Genomic DNA, 26,803 nt, shown 5'->3' on the forward strand with positions numbered 1-26,803 from the left:
GGTTTTATTGCCCGGTGGCGGATACGGTGATGAGCTGGCCGTCGTAGAGGCTCTGGTACCCTTCGGTAATCAGTACATCCCCTCCTTTGAGGCCGTTGTGGATTTCGAGCATTTCGCCATACAGTTCACCAGTGGTCACCGTACGTTTGCGTGCCCTCATCTTTCCATTCTCATTTACTGCCACCAGCACGAATTTGCCCTTTTCATCATTCTGCAGGGTATTAACCGGAATGGTGATGGCATCCGGAACAGTATAGTCTTCTATCCGAACCTTAGCGATCTGGTTGGGACTGATGTTCTTGTCTGAGGGCATTTTCCCCTCTACATAAAACGAGCGGCTGTTCGGATCGATCAGTTTTCCCGATACGCTTACTTTGGTATTGTAGGTCTTGCCGATGTCAGGAAGGGTGACCTGCATCAGGTTGCCCACTTTTACCCTGTCGAGATAGTTTTCGGGAACCTGGGCTACTGTCTTAAGAGTGCTGGTATTAACAATCCTGATCCCGTTTAACGGCGAACCGGTGAAGGTTTCCCCAACCTTGATATTCACCTCATCGGCAATGCCACTGACTTCAGCATACACATTGGTCATGGTCAGCTGTTCATTCAGGATGGACACCTGTCTTTCAGCCTGGTCCACATTATTCTTTGCGGTGATCAGTTGTACTTCTGTACCTATGTTCTGGTCCCACAGGTTTTGCTGGCGCTGGTAGAGGTTTTTCGCGTAAGCCAGTTGAGTTTTGGCAGTCTCGATCTGTTGCCTGATGACTGCATCATCCAGCTTCAGCAGGAGTTTTCCTTTTCCAACCGGGTCGCCTTGTTTTACAAAAATGGCCTTCACCTGTCCACCCATACCACGGGGTGTTACATAAGAAATATTTTCTGCATCGATCTTTCCCTGCAGGTCAATATAATGAGTAAATGGTGCGGTTGCCAGGGTTGTGAGCACCACCAGTTTCGGCTTCTCAACCGGAACCGCATTTGGGTCGAGGCGCATGATCTCTTTTTCCAGCTTGGAGATATCCTCAGCGGTTTTAGCATGCGTTTCTTTCAATTGCTTAAGTTCAGCTTTCTTTTTATCAAGATTGTTGTTACCGGTACCACAGGCAATTGCCATAAGGAGAGTGGAAGCGGTTAACAGTTGTTTTGTGATCGTTTGCATACAATGCTATTTAAATAGTATCAGGTTTGTTTAATAAATTTTTCCAATCGCTTTCAGGTAATCCACCCTGGCGATGGCTGCATCATAAAGGGCACCAAAATAATTGGTTTGCGCGGCCCTCATTTCTGTCTGGGCATTATTGATTTCGGTGTTGGACCCCAGGCCCTGTTCATATTTCTTCTTTGTCTGCTCATATACGGTTTCTGCAAGCGACATGTTCTGGCGCTGTACATCTACGGCAATGGCTGCATCCCGGAAGCGGTTCCTGGCAACTGCCACATCATTGTCAATACTCATTTTCAGCAATTCGATGTCGTATTCGGTCTTACGTACCGCTGACCTTGCCTGTTCGATCTGGGCACGACGACGGAACCCGTCGAATATGGGCATATTGATACGCAGGCCGATAGTACTTAACTGGAACCACCTGCCCCCTGCCTTAACGAAATCAAATTCATTTCGCTGCGCGTTGGTGAAATAGTTGCCAAAAGCATTGAGCGTAGGGATAGCACTCATTTTATAGCGCTTCACATTGTACTCGTTGAGTTTTTTACCGATATCCAGCAACTGGAATTCACGCCTGTCGCGATGCTGGTAAACCGAATCAAGTAAGCCGGTTTTGATACTTGCCTCCGATAATTCATCTGTCAGGACAAGACTGTCGGTAAGTGGCATGCCCATCAGTAATTTCATACCGAGGTAACCATTGTTCAGCTGGGTCCTGATCTTGATGCTGTCGGTTTTCAGGTTGGTAAGTGACACGCTAACTTTGTCAACATCAAGCTTTTCCGCGAATCCGTTTTTATATATCTCACGCGTATCATGCAGCAGTTTTTCAATCCTCACAATATTATCGTGGTACAGATTGATCTGCGCCTGGCCGATCAGCAGCTGGTAATACACTTTGTGTATATTGACCGCGATATTCTCTTCCGTTATTTCTGTGTTCTTACGGGCAAACTCCATAGCCGCATCGCGGGCCTGCAGACCTACAAAGACCTGTCCGTCAAACAAGACCTGGTTCAGTTCAACACCAGCCGTGGCACTGTACTGAAGACCGAATTTAACCGGGATAAAAGTTCCCGGGGCGCCGCCGAAAAACTCACCCGGAACCAGGCTGACCGGAAGTTTGATATTGTCGTTCAGGTTGAATGATCCGGTTAACTGCGGCAGGGCGCCGGCAGTAATTTCACGGTTAACCTGTTGCTGAATGCGGATATCTTCCAGCGATTTTTTAACCTGGTAGCTGTTCTGTTTGGCGAATTCAACTGCCTGTTTCACAGTAAACTGGTGAGTCTTTCTTTCTTCCTGCGCATGGGTGCCGTTCACCAGGCCAATCAGTCCGACGGACATCGAGACCAGGAGGCCCACCCATTTCTGTTTCATTTTCATTTTCAGATTTTTTAGGTCTTTTTTCTTTTTTGTTGATACTTCAGAACCAGCTTATAACCTTTAAGCGTCACAATCCCAAACAGATAATGTTCAATGATCTGGTGTTCTATCTCGGCCAGGCCGACTTTCTGCTTTTGCAGAAATGCAGGATCAATTGGCAGCAACATACTGTCAATACGGAAGCGGGCAATGACGTCGATATTGATTTCGGAACGGTATAATCCTTCCTGTATGCCCCGTTCGAGATTGTTCCGGATGATATTGAAGATGTAATCGTTCTTGTGTTTTTCCAGTTTCCCGTAAGCTGCGGGATGGTATTTTTTAAGGTCGAACAAAACCGCCGGGTTCATGGTACGGAACATCTGTTCCGCCATCTCCATGGCTCTGAACATTTCATCTATGGCATTGGCAGCAGTGGATTTATCGAGGTTGCATTGCGATTCAGACTGGCCTACTTCAAACTGGATGACCGCTCCCACCAGTTCCTCCTTGTCGGCAAAATACTGGTAAATGGTTTTTTTACTGATGCCCAGTACCCCGGCAATATCATCCATGCTAACACTCCTGATGCCGTATTGCATGAATAATTCGCGGCTTTTCGCCAGTATCCTGTCCCTGTTTTCAACCTCTTTCATCAGGCCACAAAACTATGGAAACTATTTCTGTAACAAAAGTTTCCATCATGTTTTTTTGCCATTCGTCACATTCACCCGTCGGGTGGCACCCGACGGGTGAATGCGTGGCAAGCGTTAAAACACCCTAAAATACCGGGTGAAATTATCATGATTGGGAAGGAGGCATTTTAGTAGGTTTGCAGTTGAACTTATTATATGGACAATCAACCGGTTCAATCCGATGGCTGGCGCTGGCAAAAGATATTCCAGTATTTCCTGCAGGGGCTGCTGGTAACCGCACCGGTGGTCATAACCGGCTATCTTATATACTGGTTTGTCAGCTCTATTGACAACCTGGTTCCGATCTTCGAGGTAAAGGATGCCAGTGGGAATATCATCACCCGCAATTACGGGCTTGGTTTTGTGGTGATCATCACTGCGCTTATTGTTATCGGTTACCTCAGCTCAAACTTTATCACCAGAAAGCTTTTCAGCCTCTTTGACTATTGGCTGGAAAGGGCACCCGGCGTAAAATTCATCTATTCTTCCATCAAGGATTTTTTCGAAGCCTTTGCCGGCAACAAGCGGAAATTCAACAAGCCGGTGGCGGTTTCAATCCACCAGGAGGAGGTTTTCCAGATCGGCTTTGTAACAGATGAAGACGCCAGTGAATTTGGTTTCAAAGACTATATCACCGTTTATATTCCATTTTCCTACTCTTTTGCGGGACAAACCTACCTGGTCCCGCGTAACCGGGTGCGCCCCCTGGATCATATCAAAGCCGCAGATGCCATGAAATATGTGGTCTCAGGCGGGGTGGCGGAACCCGAACAGGAAGCCGAAGGACAGCAGAAAAAATAATTGCTGGTTGTTTTTATGATGAAATGGATATTGGTGGCAGCCTGCCTGCTGTCCACCGGGAAACTCTATTGCTGGGGATTTTACGGGCATAAAAAAATCAATGAGTATGCCGTTTACCTGTTACCACCGGAAATGCTGGTACTTTATAAACCAAGGATCGAATACCTGCGGGATCATGCAGTGGACGCGGACAAACGCAGGTATATCCTGAAGGCGGAAGTTCCCAGGCATTTTATAGACATGGACAAATACGGCCGGTTTCCTTTTCAGGAATTGCCGCGAAGGTGGGAGGAAGCCGCGGCAAAATTTACTGAAGACAGCCTTCTGGCCCATGGTGTGTTGCCCTGGCGGATTCAGCAGGTCATGGCCTCACTGACAAAAGCATTCCGTGAAAAGCAGTTTCAGTCGATATTAAAGCTCTCGGCCGACCTGGGCCATTATATCGGTGATGCCCATGTGCCCCTCCATACCAGTTCCAACCACAATGGACAGAAGACCAACCAGCATGGCATCCATGCCTTCTGGGAAAGCCGGCTGCCCGAACTGCTGGCAGATGAGGAATGGGACTTTTACCTGGAAAAGGCCGGTTATATTCAGCACCCGTCGGAATACATATGGTCCATCATCCTGGAAAGTGCCGCCGCGGTGGATTCCGTGCTGTATCTGGAAGCGGCGGCCACGGCAGACACTCATCCCGACAGGAAATATGCATTTGAATGGAGATACCAGCAGGTAATCCGCCAGTACTCCACAGGCTTCAGCAAAAAATACAACCAGCTTCTCAATGGCATGGTGGAAAGAAGGATGCGGCAATCGGTGAGGGCCGTGGCCAGTTTCTGGTACACAGCCTGGGTAAATGCCGGACAGCCCGACCTGTCGGGATACAGGGAAAGCCTGTCACCGGTCCCGGGGCAACTGCTCGACAGCCTGGACTGGTACTGGCGAAACCAGCCTTTAAAGGGTAAGTCCTGTGACTAAGCCTGTGGAGAATTGGTAATTTTTAAGGAACTTGCGGACCAACCAAACTGCAAGCAAAAGTGGTACACAATTTCAATGCAGGCCCATCAATCCTTCCGAAAGAGGTATTTCAACAGGCCAGCGAGGCAATTCTAAACTTCAATAACATGGGCCTGTCCATCCTGGAGATAGGACATCGCACCAATGAATTCCAGGCGGTTATGGACGAAGCGCAATCGCTCGTCAAAGAACTCATGCACCTGGATGATAACAAAGAAGTATTGTTCCTTCACGGAGGAGCTTCCACCCAGTTTTTCCAGGTACCCATGAACCTGCTGGATGAAAGCGCTACTGCCGCCTATCTTGATTGCGGCGTATGGGGAAGCAAGGCTATCAAAGAAGCAAAGCTTTACGGGAATGTGGAGGTAGTAGCATCTTCCAAAGACAGTAACTATACGTATATCCCTAAGGGTTATGATATCGCTGAATCGGCCGTTTATTTCCATTATACCACCAACAACACGGTGGAAGGAACCCAGATGCACGCCATACCGGAAACCAATGTTCCGCTGGTAGCTGACATGAGCAGTGATATCCTGAGTACAGAAATGGACTTCAACCGATTTTCGCTGATCTATGCCGGAGCGCAGAAAAACATTGGTGCAGCAGGCGTAAACCTGGTGATCATTGATAAGGATATTCCCGGCAAAGTAACGCGCAGAATGCCAACCATGATGGATTACAGGGAACACATTAAAAACGGCTCCATGCTGAATACGCCGCCTGTTTTCGCCGTATATGTTTGCATGCTCACCCTGCGCTGGCTGAAGAAAACCGGTGGCGTAAAAGCCATACAGCAGCTTAATGAAAAGAAGGCAAAATTATTATACGATACCATTGACAGCCTGCCAATATTCCATGCACCGGTGGCGAAGGAAGACCGCAGCCTCATGAATGCAGTATTCACGATTGCCGACGCAGACGCGGAGAAGGAATTCCTTTCACTGTGCAAGGCAGCCAATTTATATGGCGTGAAAGGACATCGCTCTGTGGGCGGGTTCAGGGTTAGCATGTACAATGCGCTTCCCTATGAGAGCGTGGTAGTACTAACTGACCTCATGAAAGACTTCGCAAACAAAAAAGGATAACAGCTACATTTTAAATAATATGGCAATCATAAAACCATTCAGGGCATTGCGCCCTTCTGAAGATAAGGCCGCTGCAGTTGCAGCCCCACCCTATGATGTATTGAATTCCGCTGAAGCTGCTGAGCAGACAAAAGGCAATCCCTTCAGTTTTTTACATATCACCAAATCGGAAATCGATCTGCCGGGTATTGCAGACATCCACACACCCGAAGTGTATGAAAAAGCCAAAAGCAACCTGCAGCAATTTATAAAAGACGGAGTTTTACAGCGGGAAGAAAAACCCTGTTATTATATCTATGAACTGGTGATGAACGGTCGTCACCAGACCGGGCTGGTTGCGGTGTCTTCGGTGGATGATTATGAGAACGATGTCATCAAAAAGCACGAATTCACCCGGCCTGAAAAAGAGCAGGACCGTATCAACCATATTCGCACCAGTGGTGCACAAACAGGAAATGTATTCCTGGCATACCGTGATGTAGCGGAAATCAACGCGTTGGTGGAAGACTGGAAAAAATCTGCCCCTGCATATGATTTCATTGCAGAAGACGGCATATCACATCGCATCTGGGTGGTGAATGATGATGCAGCCATCGCACGCATCAGCGAATTGTTTGAGCAGAAAGTGCCGTTCACCTATATTGCTGACGGCCACCACCGCGCGGCTTCAGCAGCCAAAGTGCGCCGTTCCCTGGAATCTGGATTCCATGAGAATGCCAACTATTTCCTGACTACGCTCTTCCCGGCCAACCAGTTGCATATCATGGACTATAACAGGGTGGTAAAAGACCTGAACGGCCATACGGATGCCGACCTGCTCCGTGCCCTGTATGATGATTTCGAGGTGGAGCGCATGCCTGCCGCTTTCTCACCCACAAGGTTACACGAATTCGGGATGTACCTTGACGGACAGTGGTACAAACTGACTTCGAAGGAAGGCACTTATTCCACCGATCCGATCGGTGTACTGGATGTTACCATCCTGTCAGAAAAAGTGCTCGACAAATTACTCGGAATCAAAGACCAGCGCACTGACAAACGGATTGATTTTGTGGGAGGAATCCGGGGCCTGGGCGAACTGGAAAAAAGGGTCAACAGCGGAGAAATGAAACTCGCCTTCAGCCTGCATCCTGTAAGCATTCAACAATTGTTTGATATTGCAGACAGCGGAAATGTGATGCCGCCGAAAAGCACCTGGTTCGAACCCAAACTGAGGGACGGACTGCTGACACATTTAATCTACGAATGATGAATAAACTGAGATCCGGTTTTTGTTTACTCATCCTCCTGTTCTCCGGTACACTGGTACTGGCACAGGAGGATGTTAAAACGCTCCAGACATCTGCCCGGCAATACATGCAACAGGGCGATTACTCCAATGCCACACTGGTTCTGAACAAGGCATTGGGACTCTCACCGGGTAATATGGAGTTACAGAACGACCTGCTTTTCAATTACTACCTGGCGCGTGATTATGGCCGCGCCATGGAGCTTGGCAAACAACTGACAGAGCGAAATGACGCCGACATCAGGAGTTACCAGTTATTAGGCATGACCTATCGCGCCATTGAAGAGATAAAGGAAGCAGAGCGTTTATACAAGACCGGTATAAAGGCATTCCCCGGTAGCGGGGTATTGTACAATGAATACGGCGAGTTGCTGTGGGCAAAGAAAAAATTCCCCGAAGCCGTTGAACAATGGGAAAGCGGGATCAAGGCTGACCCCAATTATTCAGGCAACTATTATAATGCATCCAAACACTATTTCCTGAGCACCGATAAGACCTGGGCACTTATCTATGGCGAAATATTTGTTAACCTGGAGAGCTACAGCCGGAGAACACCTGAAATCAAGCAACTGCTGCTGGATGCCTACAAAAAGTATTATACCAATATCAACAGCCTGCAGGCCCCGGACCAGAAGAATGGATTTGAAATGGCCTTTACCCAGCTGCTGTCAAAAAACGCAGCCACCGTTAGTGAAGGAATAACCACTACATCCCTGACCAAACTCAGGACCCGTTTCATACTTGAATGGTTTGAAAAGGAGCCGGTAAAATTTCCCTTCAGGTTATTTGAATACCATCGCCAACTCCTTAAAGAAGGCTATTTTGATGCCTATAACCAATGGTTGTTCGGGTCGGCCCAGAATCTCCCCGAGTTCCAGCAATGGACCAGCAATCACCAGCAGAATTACGATGGTTTCATCCAGTTCCAGCGCGGACGGGTGTTCAAACTTCCCGCTGACCAGTATTACCGCTTTCCCCGGTAACTAGCCCCCCCTGCTTTCTGCCGAAGGATCCGGGCATTAAGAAAACTTTAATTGATGTTTAAACATTGTTATGGGTTTTTCTCCTATCTTTGCCTTCTAATTGAAACAAATACACATGAAAAAGGCAATTTTTGCAGCAGCTGCGCTGGCAGCACTTACCACAGCTTGTAACACAGCACCTGAGGCTGATTCAGCAACCACTACAGAAAAGCAGGAAGCGGCAGCCGCAACCGGTGCTTCTTTCGGCATCGATACCACCAACAGTTCAGTTCAATGGCTGGGCACCAAGCCAATCGGGCAGCATACCGGAACCTTTAAGGTTTCCAATGGCAATTTCAGCGTGGCTGAAGGAAATATCTCTGCCGGCAGTTTTACCATTGACATCAATTCACTCACCAATATCGACCTGAAGCCGGGTGAAGGCAAGGAAAAACTCGAAGGGCACCTGAAAAGCGCGGATTTCTTTGATGTGGCGAAATACCCCACTGCAAAATTTGAAATCACTGCAGTGGAGCCATTAACCAATGACAGCACTGCCACACATAAGATCAGCGGCAACCTGACCCTTAAAGACAGCACCAAGAACGTTACATTCCCAGCAAAACTGACCATTGCGGAAAACAATGTACAGGCAGCTGCCAGCTTTAATATTGACCGCACCCAGTGGGGACTGTTCTATGGCAATGACCAGAGCCTTGGCGATAGTTTTGTCCGCCCCGAAGTAAACATCACACTGAACATCACTGCCAACAAATTATAAGGAGCTTTTTTCTGGTGATGTTTTGAGTTGGATATAACCGGCAGGCAATCCTGCCGGTTTTTTTATTGAAAGGGTTCCATATATTTGGAAGGTCAACTTAAACCCGAACGATTGATTGCATATGGACCAGCCAACCAGACTTTTTGATTGCCTTCCCCTCCAGTTATCCAGGAATCCGGATGCCGTGATGCTTTCTGCCAAGGAAAACGGGCAATGGCGCGAATTCACCGCAAAAGAAGTGGCTGAAACGGTCAATCATTTAAGTGCAGGATTGCTCAACATGGGCATCAGTTGCGGGGATATGACACCGGAAGGCAGGGATAAAATTGCCATCCTGTCAAAGAACCGCCCTGAATGGGTGATGGTGGACCTTGCCGTGCAGCAGATAGGTGCAATTCTTACCCCTGTTTACCCAACCATTAATGTCAAGGAACTGGAATTTGTACTGAATGATGCGCAGGTTAAAATGGCATTTGTCAATGATGAAGAACTCTATCTTAAACTACTGAGCATTCAGCAGAAGGTTCCCAGCCTGCAGCATATATTCACTTTTGAACATGTGGCCAATGCGGTCCATTGGAAAGATCTCATCCATAACAGCAGTCCTGAAACCATTGACCGGATAACATCCATCAGTGATAAAATCGGTTACGAGGACCTATTCACCATTATTTATACTTCCGGTACCACCGGCACACCCAAGGGGGTGATGCTTTCGCATAAGAATGTATTGAGCAATGTATTAAGCAGCATCGAATCGGCCTTCCTTGAAATCGGGGTGGAAGGCCAGAAAGCCCTGAGTTTCCTGCCGCTGAACCACATTTTTGAAAGGATGGTTACCTATATCTACCTGTTTGCAGGAACATCCATTTATTATGCTGAAAGCCTTGAAACCATTGGGGACAACCTCAAGGAAGTAAAGCCAACCCTGTTCACAACGGTGCCCCGCCTGTTGGAAAAAGTCTACGAGAAGATCATGTTGAAAGGCATGGAACTGACAGGGATCAAAAGAAAACTATTCTTCTGGGCGCATGATCTCGCAGACCGTTTTGAATTGCACAAAAACCAGGGATTCTGGTACAATACCCAACTGGCACTGGCAAACAAACTGGTCTTCAGCAAATGGCGGGAAGGACTTGGCGGTAATATCAAGGCAATTGTCAGCGGAGGAGCCGCCTGCCAGGTGAAACTGATCCGGATCTTTACAGCCGGCCAGATCGTCATTATGGAAGGATATGGACTGACTGAAACCTCACCGGTAATAGCAGTTAACCGTTTTGGTAAGGCCGGGCGCAGATTTGGCACGGTAGGTCCTTTGTTAAAAGGTGTGGAGGTGATGCTTGCTGAAGATGGTGAGATATTAAGCCGCGGACCGCATATTATGATGGGATATTACAAACGCCCTGACCTGACGGCTGAAGTCATGAAAGAAGGCGGCTGGTTTTGCACCGGGGATATCGGCATCTGGGAAGAAAAGAAATTCCTGAAAATCACCGACCGGAAAAAAGAAATGTTTAAAACCAGCGGTGGTAAATATGTCGCTCCCCTGCCCATTGAAAACAAACTGAAGGAGTCTCTTTACATAGAACAGATGATTGTTATCGGCGCAGAGAAAAAATTCGTCGGTGCACTCATCGTGCCTTCATTTGGCAACCTGCGCGACTGGTGCAAGCACAACGGTGTTGAGTATACGACCAATGAAGAGATCATTCATCATCCAAAGGTGATTGCAATGTTCAAGGACCTGGTTGAGAGCTTTAACAAATATTTTAACCAGGTTGAACAGATTAAAAAATTCGAACTGCTGCCGCAGGACTGGTCAATTGATACGGGGGAACTTACCCCCAAACTCAGCCTTAAAAGGAAGGTCATAATGGAAAAATACAAGGACGCTATCGACAGGATATACGCCTGAACCTTGGATTTTACGAAAGGATTTGTATTTTGGGGACAAATTCAACCTATGCTAACCAGAATACTGGCTTCGGCTCTCGTATTGGCGATCTTCACTGTTACAGGATGTACCCACAGGGTTATCGTTGTAAAACACCCCCCTCATCATAAGCGCATTCATCATCCGCATGGCGGATTACCTCCCGGACATGCAAAAAAAGTATATGGCTCCAAGTCTGCCAGGAACCATGCACCCGGACATAAGAAAAAGCATCATTAATCATAGGTCCCGGGAATCATGAGTAATAACCCATTAAACCTGGCAATCAGGTTTCTGCTGGAGTTATATGCCCTCTTCGCTTTTGGAAAATGGGCCTGGGTAACCCATGAAGGGTGGTTAAAATACCTGCTGGTGATTCTCATACCTTTATTGGCTGCTGCTGCCTGGGGAATCTTCAGGGTACCCGGTGATCCCGGTAATGCACCTGTGGCCATTCCCGGCCGGATGCGCCTTGTTCTTGAATCCCTGTTTTTCGGATTGGCAGCATTCCTTTTATACCGGTCAGGTGCAGAAAGGGCGGCCCTGATCTTTACCGCCATTCTTTTAGTGCATTATGTCATTTCTTATGACAGGATAGCCTGGCTGCTGACAAAAAAATAATCAGGAAGAATGTTTGCGCATCTGCTTTGGACCATACCATAACCAGAATCCGGAAACGGAAAAGAGAACAAGCGCCAATCCCATCAGGGTAGTATATATCAATTTGAAAATGCCTGAATTCAAGCCAAGTATTTCATCCATGTAAGTACCGTCGTGAATATGTTCGATAAAATCACCACGGCGTTTCTCTTCCTTCAAAATCGCGCCAGTGGCCAGGTCTACCTGTATGGCATCATACCCGTTGAGGAAAAGCATTTTGGCAATGCCTTTGTCAGGCCTGACATCAATCCGGTCAATTTTATTATTGCCATTGCCTGTCATTCCAATATAATGCTTCATGGCGATCGAATTCAGGCTGTCGAGCGGCAACCAGCTTTTACTGTCCGAAGATGTTCCGGTACTGGTTGTTGCCAGCAGGTATCCGCCTGAATTTTTTTTCCATCCCAGGATGGCTCCGGTCAGACCAACCAGGATGAAGAATATAAAAAGGGCAATACCAGTCAGGCGATGGACCTTCCTGGTAAGCCGTAAAATCTTTGCCTGTGAGGATCTGCTCATCAGGCAAAGATAACCCATCACTTATTCCATTGACTGCATTCCCTCATTCATACTCCTCATATTTTTTCGCTTGAAGAGAGACATATCAACCTTACCGAACCGGTAAGCCAGCGTAAACCTGACCATCTGGGGATCACGCAGCCTGGATACATCCTGCCTGAAATAATCATTATAGGAATATTGCTGCATTTTCCTGGTCCTGAAAATATCATTGAAGCTAAGTGTGGCAGAAACCGCATTATTCTTCAGGAAGCTTTTCTTAATGGCAATATCCACGCCGTAATTTGCTTTGATATAACCTTGTGAAGCACTCATGGCAGACATCATTGGCGGACCAAAGCCGGTACTCTGGTTAACAGGCAGGTTGGTCTTCGACTGGTAGGTAGCACTCAGTTGTATATTAAAGCTTTTCGGCAGTTTAAATGTGTTATTCCATTTACCGAACATACTCCACATATCATCCGTGGCCGTGCCTGATTTTTCTTCAGTATTGATTTTACTGTTGTACAGGTTTATATTGGTTGTCATGTCCCACCATTTGGCAAGTGGATTAACCGAAGTAAGTTCAACACCAAAACTCCTGCTGCTATTGGCATTTATGAATGAATTGACCAGCACTTCCTTTTCAAGGACGTTGTCATATTGCATCTCCTGGTACCTTGTAATCAGGTTATCGGTATACTTGTAATAAGTTGAAGCAAGGAAACTGTGATTACCCGCAAATGTTTTTGAATAGGTCATCTCAAGTGACTGGGTGAATTCCGGTACCAGGTTGGAGTTTCCCCTGGTAATATTCAGGGGATCTGTGTAATCAGTAAATGGAATCAACTGAAAAAAGTTAGGCCGGTTGATCCGCCTGCTGTAACTGAACTGAAGTTGCTGATTGTTTTTCAGCTGCTGGTTGAGGGAAACGGAAGGGAACAGGCTTACCGGGTACTTATTGGTGAACGATTCTCCTGTATTGGTGATTTCACCGTTGTATTCCGAACTCTCCGCACGAAGTCCCACCTGGTATCCAAAACTTTTAATGGTATTGGAAACAGACACATAGGCAGCATACACATTGTCGGAGTTTTTATAATGGGTGCTTGCATTTTCCAACAGTTGAAACTCATTTGTACCCTGGTTGAGCAGGTAGTTATCAATATCCGTAGCGGTATTGCGAAGCTGGGCCCTGACACCTGTTTCAATTTTTGCTTTACCCTTTAATGGCCTCACATAATCAGCCTGGATGGTAATAAACCTGTTCTTACCGGTATTGTCGAGCTTTTGTTCCTGAAAACCGTTGATTTCTTCCTCTTTTGTGGTGAAAAAATCAGTATGGTAAAGAGAGTTGGCGCTGTTTTTTCCTGAGAAAATATTCAGGTCGGCTGTCAGTTCTTCCCCCTCACGTGGAAACAGTTGTTTCAAACCAAGTTGTAATCCCGTTCCGTTAAAAATACGGCTGCCGCTGGTGTTACGTTCCGAGTAACTGCTGGTGGTTCCGCTTTCATACAACGAATCCGTAGTTGTTGCCATAAAATCAGATGGATTCATTTCACCCCTGACCTTTACCCCGCCAATGGAGATGGTCGTCCTGTTGGTGACAAAATAATCAAAGCCTACGCGTCCGAACATGAACTGGCCATTATTCCGGTTATTGGTTGACTGAAAAATGCTGGTTGCCGGAACCTCGGCAAAATTGATCCGGTCGGTGCTTCCGGTACTGCGTCCCTTGTTCTGGTTCACCATGGCATTGGCGGTAAAGTTGAACTTCTGCTGTCTCAGGCTGATATCGCCACCGCCGCTTATTGCGCCGTATTTATCAATTCCGGCCTGAAGGTTACCGTTATACCCGGTTTTTTTATTCTTCTTCAGCACTATATTGAGGATACCGGCATTACCACCCGAAGCATCAAATTTCGCAGAAGGATTGGTAATCACTTCAACGCTTTCAATGGTATTGGCCGGAATCTGGTCAAGTGATAATGTGGTGGGTCTTCCATCCAGGAAGAGTTGTGGCTGGGCATTGCGCATGGTTACATTGCCATCAATGTCCACCTGAACAGATGGTACATTTTTCATAACGTCTATTGCCGTACCACCAGCGCTTACTATATCCTTTTCCACACTGAATATTTTCTTTTCACCATCCATCCTGATCAGGGGCTTGCTCGCGGTAACCGTTACGGTTTCCAACTGAACAATTTCTTTTGTCAGTTTAATATTTCCAAGGTCTTTGGAAAGATTGCCTGCACCTTTCCCGAAACTGATCGCCTGTTCTGCGGGAGTGAAACCAAGTGCTGAAATCTTAAGCTTTAAAGCTCCTCTCAGCGGAATATCCGAAAACCTGAAATCACCGTTTGCCTTGGTGACCCCTCCGGTCAGCAGTACATCCTTCATTTTTTTTGTCAGGGTATCAGGCACGGTACCCATTACCATCACAGATACATCAGCCACAGGTTTTCCGTCGGCGTCCACGATTTTTCCATAGACCTGTCCGGTCATGGATCCTGGAAACATGGTCCCGGCAGGCATACCTGCAGGTGGGTTACCCTGCTGTGCAATGGCAACTGTGGTAACCAGTATAATGTTGAGAAGAAAGAGTAACCGTTTCATTGTTTTGATATTATTCACCAAAACTAACCAGTGCCGGCCGGTTGTTCCGGCAAATGAGACGATCCTCAAAAAAGTTGCGACCTACCTGAAAATTGAGCGAAACGGCAAACTCAGGATTGTTTGCCTGTGATGAGGGAGATGGTATCACGATAGTTTTCACCAACAGGTATTTCCATCGGGCCGATAAAAATACTGTTCTTGCGGATAGCGGTCACCTGGTCCTTTGATACGATAAATGACTTATGCACCCTGATAAAGCGGTCAGCCGGGAGGTCCTCTTCAAGTTGTTTCATACTCATACGTGTAACAACGGGTTTGGAAGAACTTTTAAGGTTGATCCTTACATAATCCTTCAGGGATTCAATCCACAATATATCCGTGTACAATATTTTAAGCAGGCTGTAATCAACATTCACAAAAAAATAGTCGGCACTGTTATTGCCAACTGCCCCCTGCTTTTGTTTCCTGAGATCATGCAGTTCCCTCGCCTTGTTACAGGCTTTTATGAAGCGGTCAAGGGAGACCGGCTTAACGAGATAATCAACCACATCAAGGTCAAATCCTTCGAGGGCATATTTTTCATAAGCAGTGATCAGTATAAACAAAGGCTTACTGGCAAGACTCCTGATAAATTGAAGGCCTGTAAGCCCCGGCATCTGGATATCCAGGAATACAAGGTCAACAGGTTGTTCCTCCATGATACGCATGGCTTCCAATGGATTTTCGCAGGCCGCCACCAACTGGAGGAATGGCAGTTTGGAAATATTATCCTCCAGCAATTCAAGGGCAAGAGGTTCATCGTCTATGGCAATACATTTCAGCATCAGGATAGTATTATGTTCAGTGTAACTGTAAACCAGCCGTCCTTTTTATCTACATCCAGGCTATGGTTCTTTCCATATAAAAGGTTCAGCCTTCTTTTGACATTGGCCAGCCCTATTCCGGAAGTTTTATCCTTGATTTCAAAACTCTCTTCGCTGTACCTGTTGCGGACATTGAATTGCAGCCGGTTGTTTTTTGCGCTCAGTACAATATCGATGCCGGCATTTTCCACCAGTCCGGTTCCATGCTTGAAGGCATTCTCCACAAAAGGAATCAGCAGCATGGGTTCTATTTCATAACTGCGATCCACATCCGAAAAGTCGGAATGGATGAAAATGTTTTTACTGATGCGCTGTTTTTGCAGGTCAATATAACTTTCGAGGTATTCGATTTCCTTTTCCAGTGAAACCTTTTCTCCTTCCACATCGTAGAGCATATACCGCATCAGTGAGGAGAGTTTGATCAGGGAGGGTTCCAGGAGGTCGGATTTTTTTCTTGCCAGCGCCACCATATTATTGAGCACATTGAACATAAAATGAGGGCTCACCTGCGAGCGCAGCAGGCTGAGTTCGGTTTTCAGGTTTTCGTTTTCCTTTTCATCGGCCAGTTTATCTGCCCTGATCCTGTCTATACCCATCCTGATGGCCGTACTGGTGGCCAGCGTAAAGATGAAAATAAAAAATGTAACGAGAATATGTATGCGCATGCTGAAATGATCGGAGTCCCGCAGCCATATGGAATTTATCCAGCCGATAGCCAGGTAGATAATGAACAACAGTACCAGTGTCAGGACATAGGCAGGAAATTTTCTTTTATACAGAACCCGTGGAATAAAGACCATGGCATTCAGGTAAAAAAGCAATACCCAGAAGAGGTTATTGACTACATAAAATAAGGATACCCCGGAAGATGACTCCGGTTTTCCGGCAGGCTGGTGCTGGCCCGGCCTTAACAGGAAGGGAAGGGAAAACAGCAATATCCAGGCTACCACCTGCAACAATACCATTAACCATTTCCTGCTGAACAGGTTCTTTGACATGAACGAAAATTAATTCATTTGGCCTGAAAGAAGCCATGAGGGCAGAAAAATGCGCCGAATGGGGAAAAACCTGAGACAAACAGGCCTGTTGTCAATCGACTATTCCGGCTTAGCCAGTTCAATGCCATGTTCCTTTATATTGATCAGGCGTTGTTTATAAAGGGTTCCCAGTGCCATTTTGAAGGTTTTCTTGCTCATTGCGAATTGCGCATAGATATCATCCGGATCGGACTTGTCGTGGTAGGGCAGGAAACCGCCGCTTGCCTGCAGCATATCAAGAATCTTACCTGCTTCACCGCCAATCCGCTGGTAGCCTGGCTCGCCAAGTGCCACATCAATTTTATTCTCTTCCCGGATGGCCTTGATGAATCCTTTTGTCCGGTCACCAACCTGGATATTCCTGTAGATTTCGTTGAAGTGAAGCACACCGGTGTGCCTGCCATTGATGATTACCGTATACCCGATGTCGGTGCGACGGTAAACAATGAGGTCAACCACATCTTTTTCTTTAACGGTGAGTTCGTCATTACTCAGGAAGGGCTCTATTTTTTCAGTAGCCGCTACCCTTCCTGTCTGTTCATCAATATATATTTTAACAATATAGGTACCACCCGTGCGCATCGCCATTAACTGCTTGGACTTGGGCACAAAGATGTCCTTCATGAGTCCCCAGTCGAGGAAGGCTCCCTGCTTGGTAACAGAAACCGCTTTCAATGGTACGATGTCACCCACCACCCCGAAAGGTTCCTGCGTGGTTGCTATCAGGCGATCCTCCGAGTCGTGGTAAATAAATACCCTGACCTCGTCACCGGGCTTGAGACCGGCAGGAACGAATCTCTTTGGAAGTAAAATGCCCTCCTTCCCATCGTCCAGAAAAACGCCGAAATCAACTGCACGCAGTACTTTTAAGGTATTGTATTGACCTACCTGGATCATAAAATGCTTAGTATTTAATTCACGGCAAAGGTAACGCAAATAAGCCCCGGGACTTATTTATGTAAAAATCCAAAGAAATAATCCTAAATACCTTTCTGCCGGGTAAATTCGTGTTACTGAATTAGAACCATGGAAAAAAATCATGTGATCAGGATCAAATGCAGGGACCGGAAAGGTTTGATAGCCGGCATTTCAGGTGCAATGTTCAAACATGGCCACAATATCCTTGTGATGAAAGAGTTCGTGGAAACAGAAACAGAAACCTTTTTTGCCCGCCTTGAGATTTCCGGAGATCTTAACGCCGACCTGATATATTTTGAACTGGCCGCCCTCCTGCCTGAAGGCGCGGAAATAAATATCATTCCCCGCCAGAAAAAAAACATAGTCATCCTGGTTACAAAGGAGCATCATTGCCTCAGCGATCTGCTCATTCGTTATTACTTTAATGAACTGCACGCCAATGTGCAGGCTGTTATTGGGAATTACAACAGCCTGCAACCATTTACCCAAAAGTTTCACATCCCCTTTCACCTGGTAAGCCATGAACATATTACCAGGGAACAATTCGAAAGGAACATACTGGACATACTGGAACAATACAAACCCGATTACCTGGTGCTCGCGAAATTCATGCGTATTCTGTCACCCGAATTTGTTACCAGGTATAACGAAAGGATCATTAATATCCACCACTCCTTTCTTCCGGCATTTATCGGCGCCAATCCATATAAAAAAGCATATGAGCGTGGTGTTAAACTCATCGGGGCAACAGCACATATTGTAAACAATGACCTTGATGAAGGTCCGATCATCACACAACAGATCATTCCCGTAAAACACGATGATGACCTGCGTGATATGATAGAAGCCGGACATGAAGTGGAGAAGGCTGTACTGGCGGAAGCGCTGAAAATGGTCCTGGAAGACCGGATATTTGTGTCCGGCAACAAGACAATTATTTTCTCCTGATTAACCCTGTTTTCTTTTAACCGGCCCGGCTCCAACACCGCATCCGGACGGAATCAGGGAACAACCTGATGAATGGCAGGGAAATCCGGAAAACTAAACTGAATTTTGTACCCATGGCTATCATCCTTCCCTTTTTAGAAAAATACTCGTCAGGTGTGAGGGAACTTATTCTTCCCATCCAGCAAATTGAATTTGGTGTGCCGGTTACCATTGAAGACCAGCCCGATTTGTTAGAGATCAATAATTTTTACCAGCGCGGTAAAGGAAACTTCTGGGTTGCCATTGAAGGAGAACAGGTTGTTGGAACAATAGGCCTGATCGATATCGGCCATCATTCCTTAGCACTCAGAAAAATGTTTGTGCATGCCGCCTACAGGGGAAAAACTTCAGGTATCGGTAAACAATTGCTGGACACGGCATTGGAATGGTCCCGGAATAACGGGATCCGTAAAATTTACCTCGGAACTGTAGAGCAACTGGTTGCCGCAAGGCGTTTCTATGAAAAAAACGGATTCATTGAAGTGGCTAAAAATTCACTTCCGGACTATTTCCCAAGAATGGAAGTGGATACCAGGTTTTACATGATCAGCCTGTAACCTGCTCTGTGGGCAGCTTTAACAAAGAGAAGAAATCTGCTTCGGACAATTCTTTCAGTTGACCGGGAAGCAGGTCCCCTAATTCAAGGTCTTCGATAGAAATCCTTATCAGTCGCAACACTTTATGTCCCGATTCGTAGCACATTTTCCTGACCTGCCTGAACTTGCCTTCCGTTAATGTAATGGTGATCCAGGAATTCCGGATGGATGGATGCAGGATATAACCACCCGCGGGATCAAAAAGATCCGCTGGTTTTTCAACCCTTTTTACCTGGCAGGGTCTGGTGTTGTAAAAGCCCCCACCCTTGCCCTTGATTTCAAGACCTGCACGCATCTTTTCGATGGTCGCTTCAGAAATAACCTCCCGCACCTGCACCAGGTAGGTCCGGTTGTGCATCACCTCACCCTGGAAAAGCAGGCGGGTTATTTTTTTATTGGTGGTAAGTAATAATAAACCTTCCGAATCACCGTCAAGCCTGCCAATGGCATGTGTACCCTCCGGAAAGCTGAATTCAAGGTCTGACAACAATTGTACATTATCCGGACTCACAAACTGTGAGACCATTCCATATGGCTTATTCAGCACAAAATAGCGGTGTGGCAATATCGGATTGGATTCCATGCATCAAAAGTAATCTTTCCCTTACTAACAGGAGCTATTGGCGGCAACCACCCATTCAGCCGACGCAACCGAATAAAGCGATTTGAATTAACTTTACCTCATACCGAAACCAAATATGGAAATGGACGTAAAAACCGAAAACAATTTAAACAAGGACCTGATATTGCGTGAACGGCTGGCCCTGGAGCGTACCATTATGACCAACAATACCACGCTCCTGGCATTTATCAGAACCTCGCTATATTTTGCGATAGCCGGGCTTACACTGAACAATCTCTTGTCCATCAGGTATGGATCGGTCATTGAGGCTACCTGTTGGTCTTTATCCGTGATCATATTATCCGTCGGTATCAAAAACTACTTTGTCCAGAAGAAAAAAATTAAAGACAGCGAAAAACATATCGGTGATTATAAACTGGAATGGGAAGGGGGTAAAAAGAAATGAAGAATATTCTGATTGCAGGGGCCGGCCTCAGCGGATTAACCCTGGCCTGGAGGCTGCGAAACAAGGGATATGAAGTGAATATCCTGGAAGCTGCTGACAAAGCCGGAGGTCGTATACAAACCGTAACATTGAATGGCGACACACCGGTGGAAATGGGTGCCACCTGGTTTGGCGAAAAGCATGTGAACCTGCTGTCACTGCTGGGGGAGCTGGGCATCGGGAAATTCCAGCAATACGATACCGGGATCGCCCTGTTTGAATCAATGAGTTTTGTTCCTGCCCAGCACTTTGATATCCCGCCTGCGGAAGAACCCACTTTTCGCATCCAGGGAGGCACATCAACCATCATCCATACACTTCTTGAAAAAATCGGGAGTGAACGCCTATTCCTGAATACCGCCGTTAAAAGAATTGAGGAACAGGATGGAAATCTTGTAGCCTGGGATAACCATCACCGTGAGTGGAAAGCCGATGCAGTTGTATTAACCATTCCTCCGCGCCTGCTTGTTAATACCGTAAGCTTCTCTCCGGAATTGCCCGGGCAACTGTCAGGCATCATGCAGTCAACCCATACATGGATGAGTGAGTCCGTCAAATTCGGCCTGGCATTTGAAACGCCTTACTGGCGAAACAACGGGTATTCCGGAACAGTGTACAGCCAGGCGGGCCCGGTGGTTGAAATGTACGACCACTGCAGTTTTAAGGGAGATGCTTATGCGCTGAAGGGATTTTTAAGCGGATCGGTGCAACACCTGGATGAAGCGGAAAGAAAGCAACAGGTAATGGACCAGTTAAAAAAATTATTTGGTAACAATGTACCCATGAATGGAGACTATATTGACAGGATCTGGAGCAGGGAAAAATTTGTTCACTATCCATATGACGGGTATATCATCCCACACCAGAATAACGGGCACTCCATATACCGGCAGGCATTTATGAACGGGAAACTATGGATAGCGGGAACAGAAACCGCGCCAGCATTTCCGGGTTATATGGATGGTGCCGTTACAGCCGCAAATTCTATTGCCGGCCGGCTTTAAGCTGGTTTCTACCGGGGTTTAGCCCTCAGGTACTGATCGGGCCATTTGACATCCACGCCCAGTTCATGCGCAGCCATCAGGGGGAAATAAGGGTTTCGTAATATTTCCCTGGCCAGGAAGACCAGGTCTGCATGCCCGTCCTCCAAAACAGCTACAGCCTGTTGCGCATCAGTAATCAAACCAACAGCGCCAGTCATGATACCGGTTTTACGTACGGCGGAAGCAAGGTGCACCTGGTAACCCGGAGCCAATGGAATTTGCGCATGAAAAACATTTCCCCCGGAAGAGCAATCAACCAGGTCAATTCCCCTTTCCTTTAACTTGCCCGCGAGTTTAACCGAATCATCAACAGACCATCCATCCGTTGTCCATTCTGTGGCTGAAATGCGCACCAGTAATGGCAATTCCGGCGGCCAGACAGTTTTTATGGCATCGATCACTTCGATCAGCAGTCTTGTCCGATTTTCAAAAGAACCGCCATATTTATCTTTCCGGTGATTGCTGAGCGGGGAAAGGAATTCATTCAGCAGATACCCATGCGCCGCATGAATTTCAAGCACCCTGAAACCAGCCAGCAGCGCGCGTTTTGCAGCAGCAGTAAAATCAGCGGCCACTTTTGCGATATCACGTTCATCCATAGCTGCAGGAGCCAGTTCATCTTCCTTGAATGCAATGGCGCTCGGTGCCACCGTTAGCCAGCCACCAGCTTCCGGAGGAATTTGCGTACCACCCAGCCAGGGCACCGTATGAGAAGCCTTTCTTCCTGCATGGGCCAACTGGATGCCACAAACGGAGCCCTGCTGATGGACAAAATCAACAATGCGCTTCAAACCCGGGATATGGTCATCACTCCAGATACCCAGGTCACCGGGAGTAATCCTTCCTTCCGGTGAAACCGCATTGGCCTCCATAATGATCAACCCCGCCCCGCCTACAGCCCTGCTGCCAAGATGCACCAGGTGCCAGTCATTGGCATAACCATTCTCGGCTGAATACTGGCACATGGGCGATACCACGATCCTGTTCTTCAGGGTTACGGATTTGATGCTGAGAGGCGTAAATAGCACTGACATATTTTGCCTTTTGAACATTAAAGGTATATATGATTTCCGACAGAAATAATGTTGACCGATGTCATTGACTGGAACAGCCTTTAATAGCATATTTGAAGTTTAATTGAACAGCCATGTCAAACGATCTCGAATTACTTGCCTCAGAACTTAACCGGATTGATGAATTTATGGTCAGGGCAGAACATGATTTCCATAACCAGCTCGAAAAAGTGCATCCTGCCCAGTATAAAAACGCCGTCAACCTGCTTCATTACCTGGCTCTCAGAAGCCAGGATATCAGGGAACTGCAGGACGCGCTTCATGCGGCAGGGCTCTCCTCCATGGCCAGCTCTGAAAGCCATATCAGGGGGCAGTTGCTGGCCATTGCTCAACGCCTTGGGTTGCAGAAAGAAATCCCGGAAAATGTTTTCAGCTATGAAACCAGCAAACAATCCTTTGCGAGGAAATCGGCTGAGCTGTTCGGAAAGAAAGAATCAGATGCCGTTCCCTATATCATGGTCACCTTTGAAAGCAGCCTTGCAGATGATTATGAAAAAGTGAAGAACCTGCTGCAATCGGGAATGAATGTGGCGCGGATTAATTGCGCCCATGATGATGAAAGTGCCTGGTTCAGGATGATCCAGCATGTGAAGCGCGCTTCAAAAATAACCGGACTCGATTGTAAAATTTACATGGATCTCGCGGGACCGAAAATCCGGACCATCATCAGGGACAAAGGCAAACTGGAAGTAAAAGAAGGGGAAGCGATATTCCTGACGGACGAGGAACATTTGCAGGACGGAAAACAAACCGTTGGCTGCACGGTTCCGGGCATTACTGACCAGTTGACGGTGGGTGATACGGTATTGTTTGATGATGGACTGATTGAAGCAAGGGTGGAGAAAATAGAAGCAGAAAGAGCAAGGCTTATGGTACTCAGGGTATCTTCCAAAAAACCCTTTATCAAAAATGAGAAGGGCATCAATTTTCCGGAGACATCCCTTTCCATGCCGGCCCTTACCGAATATGATATCAAATGCCTGCCATTCATATCCAAACACGCTGACATTGTAGGATATTCTTTTGTCCGACATACCACCGACCTGTTGCAATTGCAGGAGGCATTGGGCAGGAATAAAAAATTATCCCTTGTCATCAAAATTGAAACACCGGAAGCCGTTAAAAACCTGCCCTCACTTTTGTTTTGCGGTATGCGTGAGGAGAACATCGGTGTGATGATCGCGCGCGGGGACCTGGCGGTGGAAATCGGTTTTGAAAGGATGAGTGAGATCCAGGAAGAGATCCTCTGGATCTGTGAAGCGGCGCACGTTCCGGTGATCTGGGCCACCCAGGTACTGGAGAACCTGAACAAATCAGGGGTTGCCACCCGGTCTGAAATAACCGATGCAGCCCATGCAGCCATGGCCGATTGCGTAATGATCAATAAAGGCACCCATATCATCAGGACCATGGAAACCCTGAAGGATATCCTGATGAGAAGCGGTGGCCATCATGCCAAAAAAAGATACACTTTCAGGCCCCTCGCCATTGCCACCAGGTTTATGACCCGCTGACAATCAGCGGCCGCCTGCCTGTTTGAGTGTCAACAGGACTTCCGGAGTGATGTTTCCGAATAGGGATATGCCTGCCGCACCATTATTCAACGCATTGCTGATGCCCTGGTGCAGCTCATCCATGTTCTCAAAATCAGGCAGGAAAAGCCCCGCGTACAAGGGGAATTTCCCTGAAAGGAAATGCACCCCTTCCTGCACAGCATCACCTATCCATTTCAGGTCTTCCTGGTAGAACTTATGGTAGATCATCGGGAAGACTGCGTCGAGGTTCCAGTTGGTCCAGTCCTGGCGAACAATCCTGCGCGCCACTTCGGGGGTTGGAAAAACTGCAGCGCTTATCCATTTACGTTGTTTTTTAGTTGTCTCCGCCAATTCGTTCACCACATTGTTGATGGCATTATATCGAAACAGGCGCCAGGACAACACTGCATCGGGATAGGGCAGCTCAAGCGGATCCTTGCCGGAGATTTTTTTGTATTTATCACGGCAGGTCTGGCAATAACAGAAATCAAAAGCAGGCAATTCCTTTTGTTGCACCAGGTTATACTTTTGCCATAGATTCAGCGGCAGTATCACATCGCAGAACCTGATATAATCAAGGTGAAGGCCATCGATATAATCTTTTGAGAGAATCTGTTCAGCTTCCTTTTTCAGGTATTCCAGCACTTCCGGTTTGGAGGGACAAAGCCACCGGTAGTATCCCACATAAGGCGGTTGATCAATGCAGGATTTACCCTCCCTGGAAACAGCGTACCAATCGGGGTGTTTTTCCATGAGCTCCTTCACCCCCTTATTCATGGTCCAGTTCCAGCGATGGGCTTCCAGTTGCTGTTTTTTGGCTGCACGGAAATGTTTCTCACTGTCTGCTTCAAATAAAACGCCGCGGATACCTGCATCCTTGTAGGCTGCATAACGTTTGTTCAATTCTTCAACAGTATCCCTGGCATCCGGGTTCACCCAAACCCAATGCTTTGCTTCCTTTTTTGAAACGGAATGTCCTGTTCCGGATGCCTTTAAAACAGATGGCAATAAAGGTGCTGCTGCTGTCAAAACACTGTTCCGGATGAATTTTCTCCTGTTATTCATGTTCGATGATTAATCTATAAAATGTATGATCCCCCAATATTGCGGCTGGTGCATATCTATCAAACCCTGGGGTGACCAAACCCAATTGTTTTCATTCAGGAATTTTCCATCCCTGGTTTTTCTTTTGCGATAGGATTTTCCATCCATATCCAGCGTCCATTGAACGCGGGAAAAATTGATCCGCCAGTGGAGACCGGTTTTCGGATGGCTGATGCGTCCCGGTCTTTCAAGATCTTTATAGGGGATGGCCATTTCCACCATCCAGCCTGTATCCCTGTCGCGGTTATCATTCAGGGTTCCCTTCAGTGCAACGGCGCTTTGCAAGCGGACTGAATTCCATTGCAGCTCCGCATGACCACCCTTTTTATAGGGCTTATTCATAAACAGGTCCATCACGGTACCCAGGGCATTTATTTCGTATTCAAAGTATTGTTGCTGATCGTTATTGGGGTCCAGGAAAACTTCAAAATCATGGTCCCGGTAAATGATGGCATCCCTGGCGGTGAGTGTTCCCCAGAGATGTGGTTCTTCCATCTCAGCCAGTATGTAGAGGTGATTTTCATCCCACAACATTTTCACCTTTGTTTTATACAGCGGCTGGGGTCTTTTACTGCCTTCAATATCTACAAAGAAGGAGGACCATGCTGCATGATCCCAGGCCGGATCTGTTTTACCGTCAATCTTCAACGGTGAAGCCGCTTTTCTCACATCATACCGCAATGGCAGTGAAGCAACCGGATGCACCTGCGCCGCAAGTTCCGGCGACAGTCCCAGGATCAAAAATAGAATCTTCAGTTGTTTCATATATCCTGTCATGAAACATAAATTTAGCGCAACAACCCTATGGCCAGTACTTTAAATTTACCCGATAAAAACTACCGTTCATCAAATTTTAAATAATTCTGCATAAGAGCCTGCAACATTCCGGGGTGCATACCACTCAATCTGGAAAAAGAAAAATGAAAGTTATCGGTGCCTGGCTCGCTTTAATACTGCTCCTAAGTTTTGTTTCATGCAGAAAGGACCATGAGGTGGTTATACCTCCCCAAAAGGGCCTTATATCAGTAAATTTAGCTGAGCAGTACCTGGGTGCAGCGCAGGTGGATTCAGCCATTGCGACCTGGACAGTTGGGGAGGAAAAAAACCAGGTCCGTATGCTGGTAAGAAATGACTCGTTGATTGCGGAACTGGGACAGTTCCGGGAAGGTAATGGAACGCTAATCATTCAGGTTTTTTCCAATAAAAAATTCGGCAATCAATATAAATCACACTGGCTCTTTCAGACAACCACCCAAATTAACAGGAAAAAGGACCTGGGATTTGAGGGGCCAGCCAGCTTTTTCGATACCAGTTGGAAACCGCGTGTTGATTTGACTGATGCGATCGGGCATCGCGCAATCCTCGGAATGCGGCCGGATGATGCTTATTTTAAAATTGTGGGTGTAGGTCCGGAGGTAAAGTCCCTGACAGTTGACAAGAGTTACTGGAAAACAACCGGAGGAGTTCAGCTGGCAGGACAAGGAATCTGGAAATGCAGGAATGCCTGTACCGACAGTTCGGGCAATGTTGAAAATGATGAGTACTTTAAAATGATGCCGGACCGCATGAAAAATGCCCCATGGAATCATATTTCCCTGATCGTATTGTATGAAACAAATCCGACCGGAATGGGCTGGCTGCTTACCCTGGAGTTTGAGCCCTGATGGTATGCCGGCCACACTACCCGTATTGAATTGATTTGTAA

The 26,803-nt window shown here is 46.9% G+C and carries 27 protein-coding genes; 15 read left to right on the top strand and 12 right to left on the bottom strand.

What is annotated here, in order from left to right:
• Positions 1 to 4: 4 nt before the first annotated feature.
• The 3 genes from BC349_RS11910 to BC349_RS11920 are packed head-to-tail and all read right to left on the bottom strand — an operon-like array spanning position 5 to position 3,189.
• On the bottom strand, positions 5 to 1,162 hold the full coding sequence (locus tag BC349_RS11910; protein WP_187256990.1) for an efflux RND transporter periplasmic adaptor subunit: 1,158 nt from the start codon (positions 1,160 to 1,162) through the stop codon (positions 5 to 7).
• A 30-nt stretch (positions 1,163 to 1,192) separates the two neighbouring features.
• Positions 1,193 to 2,554: a TolC family protein gene (locus BC349_RS11915; RefSeq protein ID WP_187256991.1), complete on the bottom strand. Its 1,362-nt coding sequence runs from the start codon at positions 2,552 to 2,554 to the stop codon at positions 1,193 to 1,195.
• Between the two features lie 11 nt (positions 2,555 to 2,565).
• The gene (locus tag BC349_RS11920) at positions 2,566 to 3,189 is read right to left on the bottom strand and encodes a TetR/AcrR family transcriptional regulator (protein WP_187256992.1); all 624 of its coding nucleotides are present in this window, start codon (positions 3,187 to 3,189) and stop codon (positions 2,566 to 2,568) included.
• A gap of 195 nt (positions 3,190 to 3,384) precedes the next feature.
• Here BC349_RS11920 and BC349_RS11925 point away from each other — a divergent pair, with 195 nt between their 5' ends.
• From BC349_RS11925 to BC349_RS11965, 9 genes are all read left to right on the top strand, one after another.
• Positions 3,385 to 4,029, top strand: coding sequence for a DUF502 domain-containing protein (locus tag BC349_RS11925; protein ID WP_187256993.1), 645 nt, complete (start codon positions 3,385 to 3,387; stop codon positions 4,027 to 4,029).
• A gap of 15 nt (positions 4,030 to 4,044) precedes the next feature.
• Complete coding sequence (locus tag BC349_RS11930) at positions 4,045 to 5,007, top strand: zinc dependent phospholipase C family protein (RefSeq protein WP_187256994.1); 963 nt, start codon at positions 4,045 to 4,047, stop codon at positions 5,005 to 5,007.
• Between the two features lie 59 nt (positions 5,008 to 5,066).
• Positions 5,067 to 6,134, top strand: coding sequence for a 3-phosphoserine/phosphohydroxythreonine transaminase (gene serC, locus BC349_RS11935; RefSeq protein WP_187256995.1), 1,068 nt, complete (start codon positions 5,067 to 5,069; stop codon positions 6,132 to 6,134).
• Positions 6,135 to 6,153: 19 nt separating this feature from the next.
• Positions 6,154 to 7,383: a DUF1015 domain-containing protein gene (locus BC349_RS11940; RefSeq protein ID WP_187256996.1), complete on the top strand. Its 1,230-nt coding sequence runs from the start codon at positions 6,154 to 6,156 to the stop codon at positions 7,381 to 7,383.
• Complete coding sequence (locus tag BC349_RS11945) at positions 7,383 to 8,405, top strand: tetratricopeptide repeat protein (RefSeq protein WP_187256997.1); 1,023 nt, start codon at positions 7,383 to 7,385, stop codon at positions 8,403 to 8,405. Before BC349_RS11940 ends, BC349_RS11945 begins: the two co-directional genes overlap by 1 nt.
• Positions 8,406 to 8,520: 115 nt before the next feature.
• Positions 8,521 to 9,165 (top strand): YceI family protein, encoded by a 645-nt coding sequence (locus tag BC349_RS11950; RefSeq protein WP_187256998.1) that lies wholly within the window; start codon positions 8,521 to 8,523, stop codon positions 9,163 to 9,165.
• A gap of 121 nt (positions 9,166 to 9,286) precedes the next feature.
• A complete protein-coding gene (locus tag BC349_RS11955; RefSeq protein ID WP_187256999.1) occupies positions 9,287 to 11,080 on the top strand; it encodes an AMP-dependent synthetase/ligase in 1,794 nt (597 codons plus the stop codon).
• Between the two features lie 48 nt (positions 11,081 to 11,128).
• Positions 11,129 to 11,338, top strand: a complete 210-nt coding sequence (locus tag BC349_RS11960; RefSeq protein ID WP_187257000.1) for a hypothetical protein — start codon at positions 11,129 to 11,131, stop codon at positions 11,336 to 11,338.
• Between the two features lie 18 nt (positions 11,339 to 11,356).
• Positions 11,357 to 11,719 carry a YrdB family protein gene (locus tag BC349_RS11965; RefSeq protein WP_187257001.1) on the top strand — a complete coding sequence of 121 codons (363 nt, stop codon included), beginning with the start codon at positions 11,357 to 11,359 and terminating at the stop codon, positions 11,717 to 11,719.
• Here the strand turns inward: BC349_RS11965 and BC349_RS11970 are convergent, their stop codons facing one another.
• From BC349_RS11970 to BC349_RS11990, 5 genes are all read right to left on the bottom strand, one after another.
• Entirely contained in the window at positions 11,720 to 12,277 is a 558-nt protein-coding gene (locus BC349_RS11970; RefSeq protein ID WP_187257002.1) for a PepSY-associated TM helix domain-containing protein, read from the bottom strand.
• A gap of 21 nt (positions 12,278 to 12,298) precedes the next feature.
• Positions 12,299 to 14,875 carry a TonB-dependent receptor domain-containing protein gene (locus BC349_RS11975; protein ID WP_187257003.1) on the bottom strand — a complete coding sequence of 859 codons (2,577 nt, stop codon included), beginning with the start codon at positions 14,873 to 14,875 and terminating at the stop codon, positions 12,299 to 12,301.
• A gap of 110 nt (positions 14,876 to 14,985) precedes the next feature.
• Positions 14,986 to 15,699 (bottom strand): LytR/AlgR family response regulator transcription factor, encoded by a 714-nt coding sequence (locus BC349_RS11980; RefSeq protein ID WP_187257004.1) that lies wholly within the window; start codon positions 15,697 to 15,699, stop codon positions 14,986 to 14,988.
• The gene (locus BC349_RS11985) at positions 15,699 to 16,736 is read right to left on the bottom strand and encodes a sensor histidine kinase (protein ID WP_187257005.1); all 1,038 of its coding nucleotides are present in this window, start codon (positions 16,734 to 16,736) and stop codon (positions 15,699 to 15,701) included. The genes BC349_RS11980 and BC349_RS11985 overlap by 1 nt, the downstream gene beginning before the upstream one ends.
• 99 nt (positions 16,737 to 16,835) lie before the next feature.
• Positions 16,836 to 17,672, bottom strand: coding sequence for a CvfB family protein (locus BC349_RS11990; protein WP_187257006.1), 837 nt, complete (start codon positions 17,670 to 17,672; stop codon positions 16,836 to 16,838).
• 129 nt (positions 17,673 to 17,801) lie between these two features.
• Here BC349_RS11990 and purU point away from each other — a divergent pair, with 129 nt between their 5' ends.
• Together purU and BC349_RS12000 are read left to right on the top strand one after the other, a co-directional pair.
• A complete protein-coding gene (gene purU / locus BC349_RS11995) occupies positions 17,802 to 18,641 on the top strand; it encodes a formyltetrahydrofolate deformylase (protein WP_187257007.1) in 840 nt (279 codons plus the stop codon).
• Between the two features lie 113 nt (positions 18,642 to 18,754).
• Positions 18,755 to 19,237 carry a GNAT family N-acetyltransferase gene (locus BC349_RS12000; protein ID WP_187257008.1) on the top strand — a complete coding sequence of 161 codons (483 nt, stop codon included), beginning with the start codon at positions 18,755 to 18,757 and terminating at the stop codon, positions 19,235 to 19,237.
• Here BC349_RS12000 and BC349_RS12005 read toward each other — a convergent pair.
• On the bottom strand, positions 19,227 to 19,859 hold the full coding sequence (locus tag BC349_RS12005) for a pseudouridine synthase (protein ID WP_187257009.1): 633 nt from the start codon (positions 19,857 to 19,859) through the stop codon (positions 19,227 to 19,229). The genes BC349_RS12000 and BC349_RS12005 overlap by 11 nt on opposite strands.
• A 121-nt stretch (positions 19,860 to 19,980) precedes the next feature.
• Here BC349_RS12005 and BC349_RS12010 point away from each other — a divergent pair, with 121 nt between their 5' ends.
• On the top strand, positions 19,981 to 20,304 hold the full coding sequence (locus BC349_RS12010; RefSeq protein ID WP_187257010.1) for a DUF202 domain-containing protein: 324 nt from the start codon (positions 19,981 to 19,983) through the stop codon (positions 20,302 to 20,304).
• Positions 20,301 to 21,347: a flavin monoamine oxidase family protein gene (locus tag BC349_RS12015; RefSeq protein ID WP_187257011.1), complete on the top strand. Its 1,047-nt coding sequence runs from the start codon at positions 20,301 to 20,303 to the stop codon at positions 21,345 to 21,347. Before BC349_RS12010 ends, BC349_RS12015 begins: the two co-directional genes overlap by 4 nt.
• A gap of 8 nt (positions 21,348 to 21,355) precedes the next feature.
• On the opposite strand, the gene namA is transcribed toward BC349_RS12015, so the two are convergent.
• Complete coding sequence (gene namA / locus BC349_RS12020) at positions 21,356 to 22,420, bottom strand: NADPH dehydrogenase NamA (protein ID WP_187257012.1); 1,065 nt, start codon at positions 22,418 to 22,420, stop codon at positions 21,356 to 21,358.
• Positions 22,421 to 22,533: 113 nt separating this feature from the next.
• Here namA and BC349_RS12025 point away from each other — a divergent pair, with 113 nt between their 5' ends.
• Positions 22,534 to 23,973: a pyruvate kinase gene (locus BC349_RS12025; protein WP_187257013.1), complete on the top strand. Its 1,440-nt coding sequence runs from the start codon at positions 22,534 to 22,536 to the stop codon at positions 23,971 to 23,973.
• A 3-nt stretch (positions 23,974 to 23,976) separates the two neighbouring features.
• Here the strand turns inward: BC349_RS12025 and BC349_RS12030 are convergent, their stop codons facing one another.
• Both BC349_RS12030 and BC349_RS12035 read right to left on the bottom strand, forming a co-directional pair.
• A complete protein-coding gene (locus BC349_RS12030) occupies positions 23,977 to 25,059 on the bottom strand; it encodes a glycoside hydrolase family protein (RefSeq protein WP_187257014.1) in 1,083 nt (360 codons plus the stop codon).
• A 9-nt stretch (positions 25,060 to 25,068) separates the two neighbouring features.
• Positions 25,069 to 25,875: a carbohydrate-binding family 9-like protein gene (locus BC349_RS12035; RefSeq protein WP_187257015.1), complete on the bottom strand. Its 807-nt coding sequence runs from the start codon at positions 25,873 to 25,875 to the stop codon at positions 25,069 to 25,071.
• A 143-nt stretch (positions 25,876 to 26,018) separates the two neighbouring features.
• On the opposite strand from BC349_RS12035, the gene BC349_RS12040 reads away from it, so the two are divergent.
• On the top strand, positions 26,019 to 26,762 hold the full coding sequence (locus tag BC349_RS12040; RefSeq protein WP_187257016.1) for a hypothetical protein: 744 nt from the start codon (positions 26,019 to 26,021) through the stop codon (positions 26,760 to 26,762).
• The last annotated feature ends 41 nt before the right edge of the window (positions 26,763 to 26,803 follow it).

Source organism: Flavihumibacter stibioxidans (assembly GCF_014332695.1).
GTDB classification, from domain to species: domain Bacteria; phylum Bacteroidota; class Bacteroidia; order Chitinophagales; family Chitinophagaceae; genus Flavihumibacter; species Flavihumibacter stibioxidans.

What these genes read in the sequence shown, in the direction of transcription:
- BC349_RS11985 (WP_187257005.1), bottom strand. Translation starts at nt 16,736, where the DNA reads ATGTCAAAGAACCTGTTCAGCAGGAAATGGTTAATGGTATTGTTGCAG.
- BC349_RS11920 (WP_187256992.1), bottom strand. Translation starts at nt 3,189, where the DNA reads ATGAAAGAGGTTGAAAACAGGGACAGGATACTGGCGAAAAGCCGCGAA.
- BC349_RS11930 (WP_187256994.1), top strand. Translation starts at nt 4,045, where the DNA reads ATGATGAAATGGATATTGGTGGCAGCCTGCCTGCTGTCCACCGGGAAA.
- BC349_RS11945 (WP_187256997.1), top strand. Translation starts at nt 7,383, where the DNA reads ATGAATAAACTGAGATCCGGTTTTTGTTTACTCATCCTCCTGTTCTCC.
- BC349_RS11970 (WP_187257002.1), bottom strand. Translation starts at nt 12,277, where the DNA reads ATGAGCAGATCCTCACAGGCAAAGATTTTACGGCTTACCAGGAAGGTC.
- BC349_RS11950 (WP_187256998.1), top strand. Translation starts at nt 8,521, where the DNA reads ATGAAAAAGGCAATTTTTGCAGCAGCTGCGCTGGCAGCACTTACCACA.
- BC349_RS12030 (WP_187257014.1), bottom strand. Translation starts at nt 25,059, where the DNA reads ATGAATAACAGGAGAAAATTCATCCGGAACAGTGTTTTGACAGCAGCA.
- BC349_RS11990 (WP_187257006.1), bottom strand. Translation starts at nt 17,672, where the DNA reads ATGATCCAGGTAGGTCAATACAATACCTTAAAAGTACTGCGTGCAGTT.
- BC349_RS12040 (WP_187257016.1), top strand. Translation starts at nt 26,019, where the DNA reads ATGAAAGTTATCGGTGCCTGGCTCGCTTTAATACTGCTCCTAAGTTTT.
- BC349_RS12010 (WP_187257010.1), top strand. Translation starts at nt 19,981, where the DNA reads ATGGACGTAAAAACCGAAAACAATTTAAACAAGGACCTGATATTGCGT.
- BC349_RS11925 (WP_187256993.1), top strand. Translation starts at nt 3,385, where the DNA reads ATGGACAATCAACCGGTTCAATCCGATGGCTGGCGCTGGCAAAAGATA.
- BC349_RS11940 (WP_187256996.1), top strand. Translation starts at nt 6,154, where the DNA reads ATGGCAATCATAAAACCATTCAGGGCATTGCGCCCTTCTGAAGATAAG.
- BC349_RS11980 (WP_187257004.1), bottom strand. Translation starts at nt 15,699, where the DNA reads ATGCTGAAATGTATTGCCATAGACGATGAACCTCTTGCCCTTGAATTG.
- BC349_RS12035 (WP_187257015.1), bottom strand. Translation starts at nt 25,875, where the DNA reads ATGACAGGATATATGAAACAACTGAAGATTCTATTTTTGATCCTGGGA.
- BC349_RS12005 (WP_187257009.1), bottom strand. Translation starts at nt 19,859, where the DNA reads ATGGAATCCAATCCGATATTGCCACACCGCTATTTTGTGCTGAATAAG.
- BC349_RS12025 (WP_187257013.1), top strand. Translation starts at nt 22,534, where the DNA reads ATGTCAAACGATCTCGAATTACTTGCCTCAGAACTTAACCGGATTGAT.
- BC349_RS12015 (WP_187257011.1), top strand. Translation starts at nt 20,301, where the DNA reads ATGAAGAATATTCTGATTGCAGGGGCCGGCCTCAGCGGATTAACCCTG.
- BC349_RS11955 (WP_187256999.1), top strand. Translation starts at nt 9,287, where the DNA reads ATGGACCAGCCAACCAGACTTTTTGATTGCCTTCCCCTCCAGTTATCC.
- purU (WP_187257007.1), top strand. Translation starts at nt 17,802, where the DNA reads ATGGAAAAAAATCATGTGATCAGGATCAAATGCAGGGACCGGAAAGGT.
- BC349_RS11975 (WP_187257003.1), bottom strand. Translation starts at nt 14,875, where the DNA reads ATGAAACGGTTACTCTTTCTTCTCAACATTATACTGGTTACCACAGTT.
- BC349_RS11915 (WP_187256991.1), bottom strand. Translation starts at nt 2,554, where the DNA reads ATGAAAATGAAACAGAAATGGGTGGGCCTCCTGGTCTCGATGTCCGTC.
- BC349_RS11960 (WP_187257000.1), top strand. Translation starts at nt 11,129, where the DNA reads ATGCTAACCAGAATACTGGCTTCGGCTCTCGTATTGGCGATCTTCACT.
- BC349_RS12000 (WP_187257008.1), top strand. Translation starts at nt 18,755, where the DNA reads ATGGCTATCATCCTTCCCTTTTTAGAAAAATACTCGTCAGGTGTGAGG.
- BC349_RS11910 (WP_187256990.1), bottom strand. Translation starts at nt 1,162, where the DNA reads ATGCAAACGATCACAAAACAACTGTTAACCGCTTCCACTCTCCTTATG.
- namA (WP_187257012.1), bottom strand. Translation starts at nt 22,420, where the DNA reads ATGTCAGTGCTATTTACGCCTCTCAGCATCAAATCCGTAACCCTGAAG.
- BC349_RS11965 (WP_187257001.1), top strand. Translation starts at nt 11,357, where the DNA reads ATGAGTAATAACCCATTAAACCTGGCAATCAGGTTTCTGCTGGAGTTA.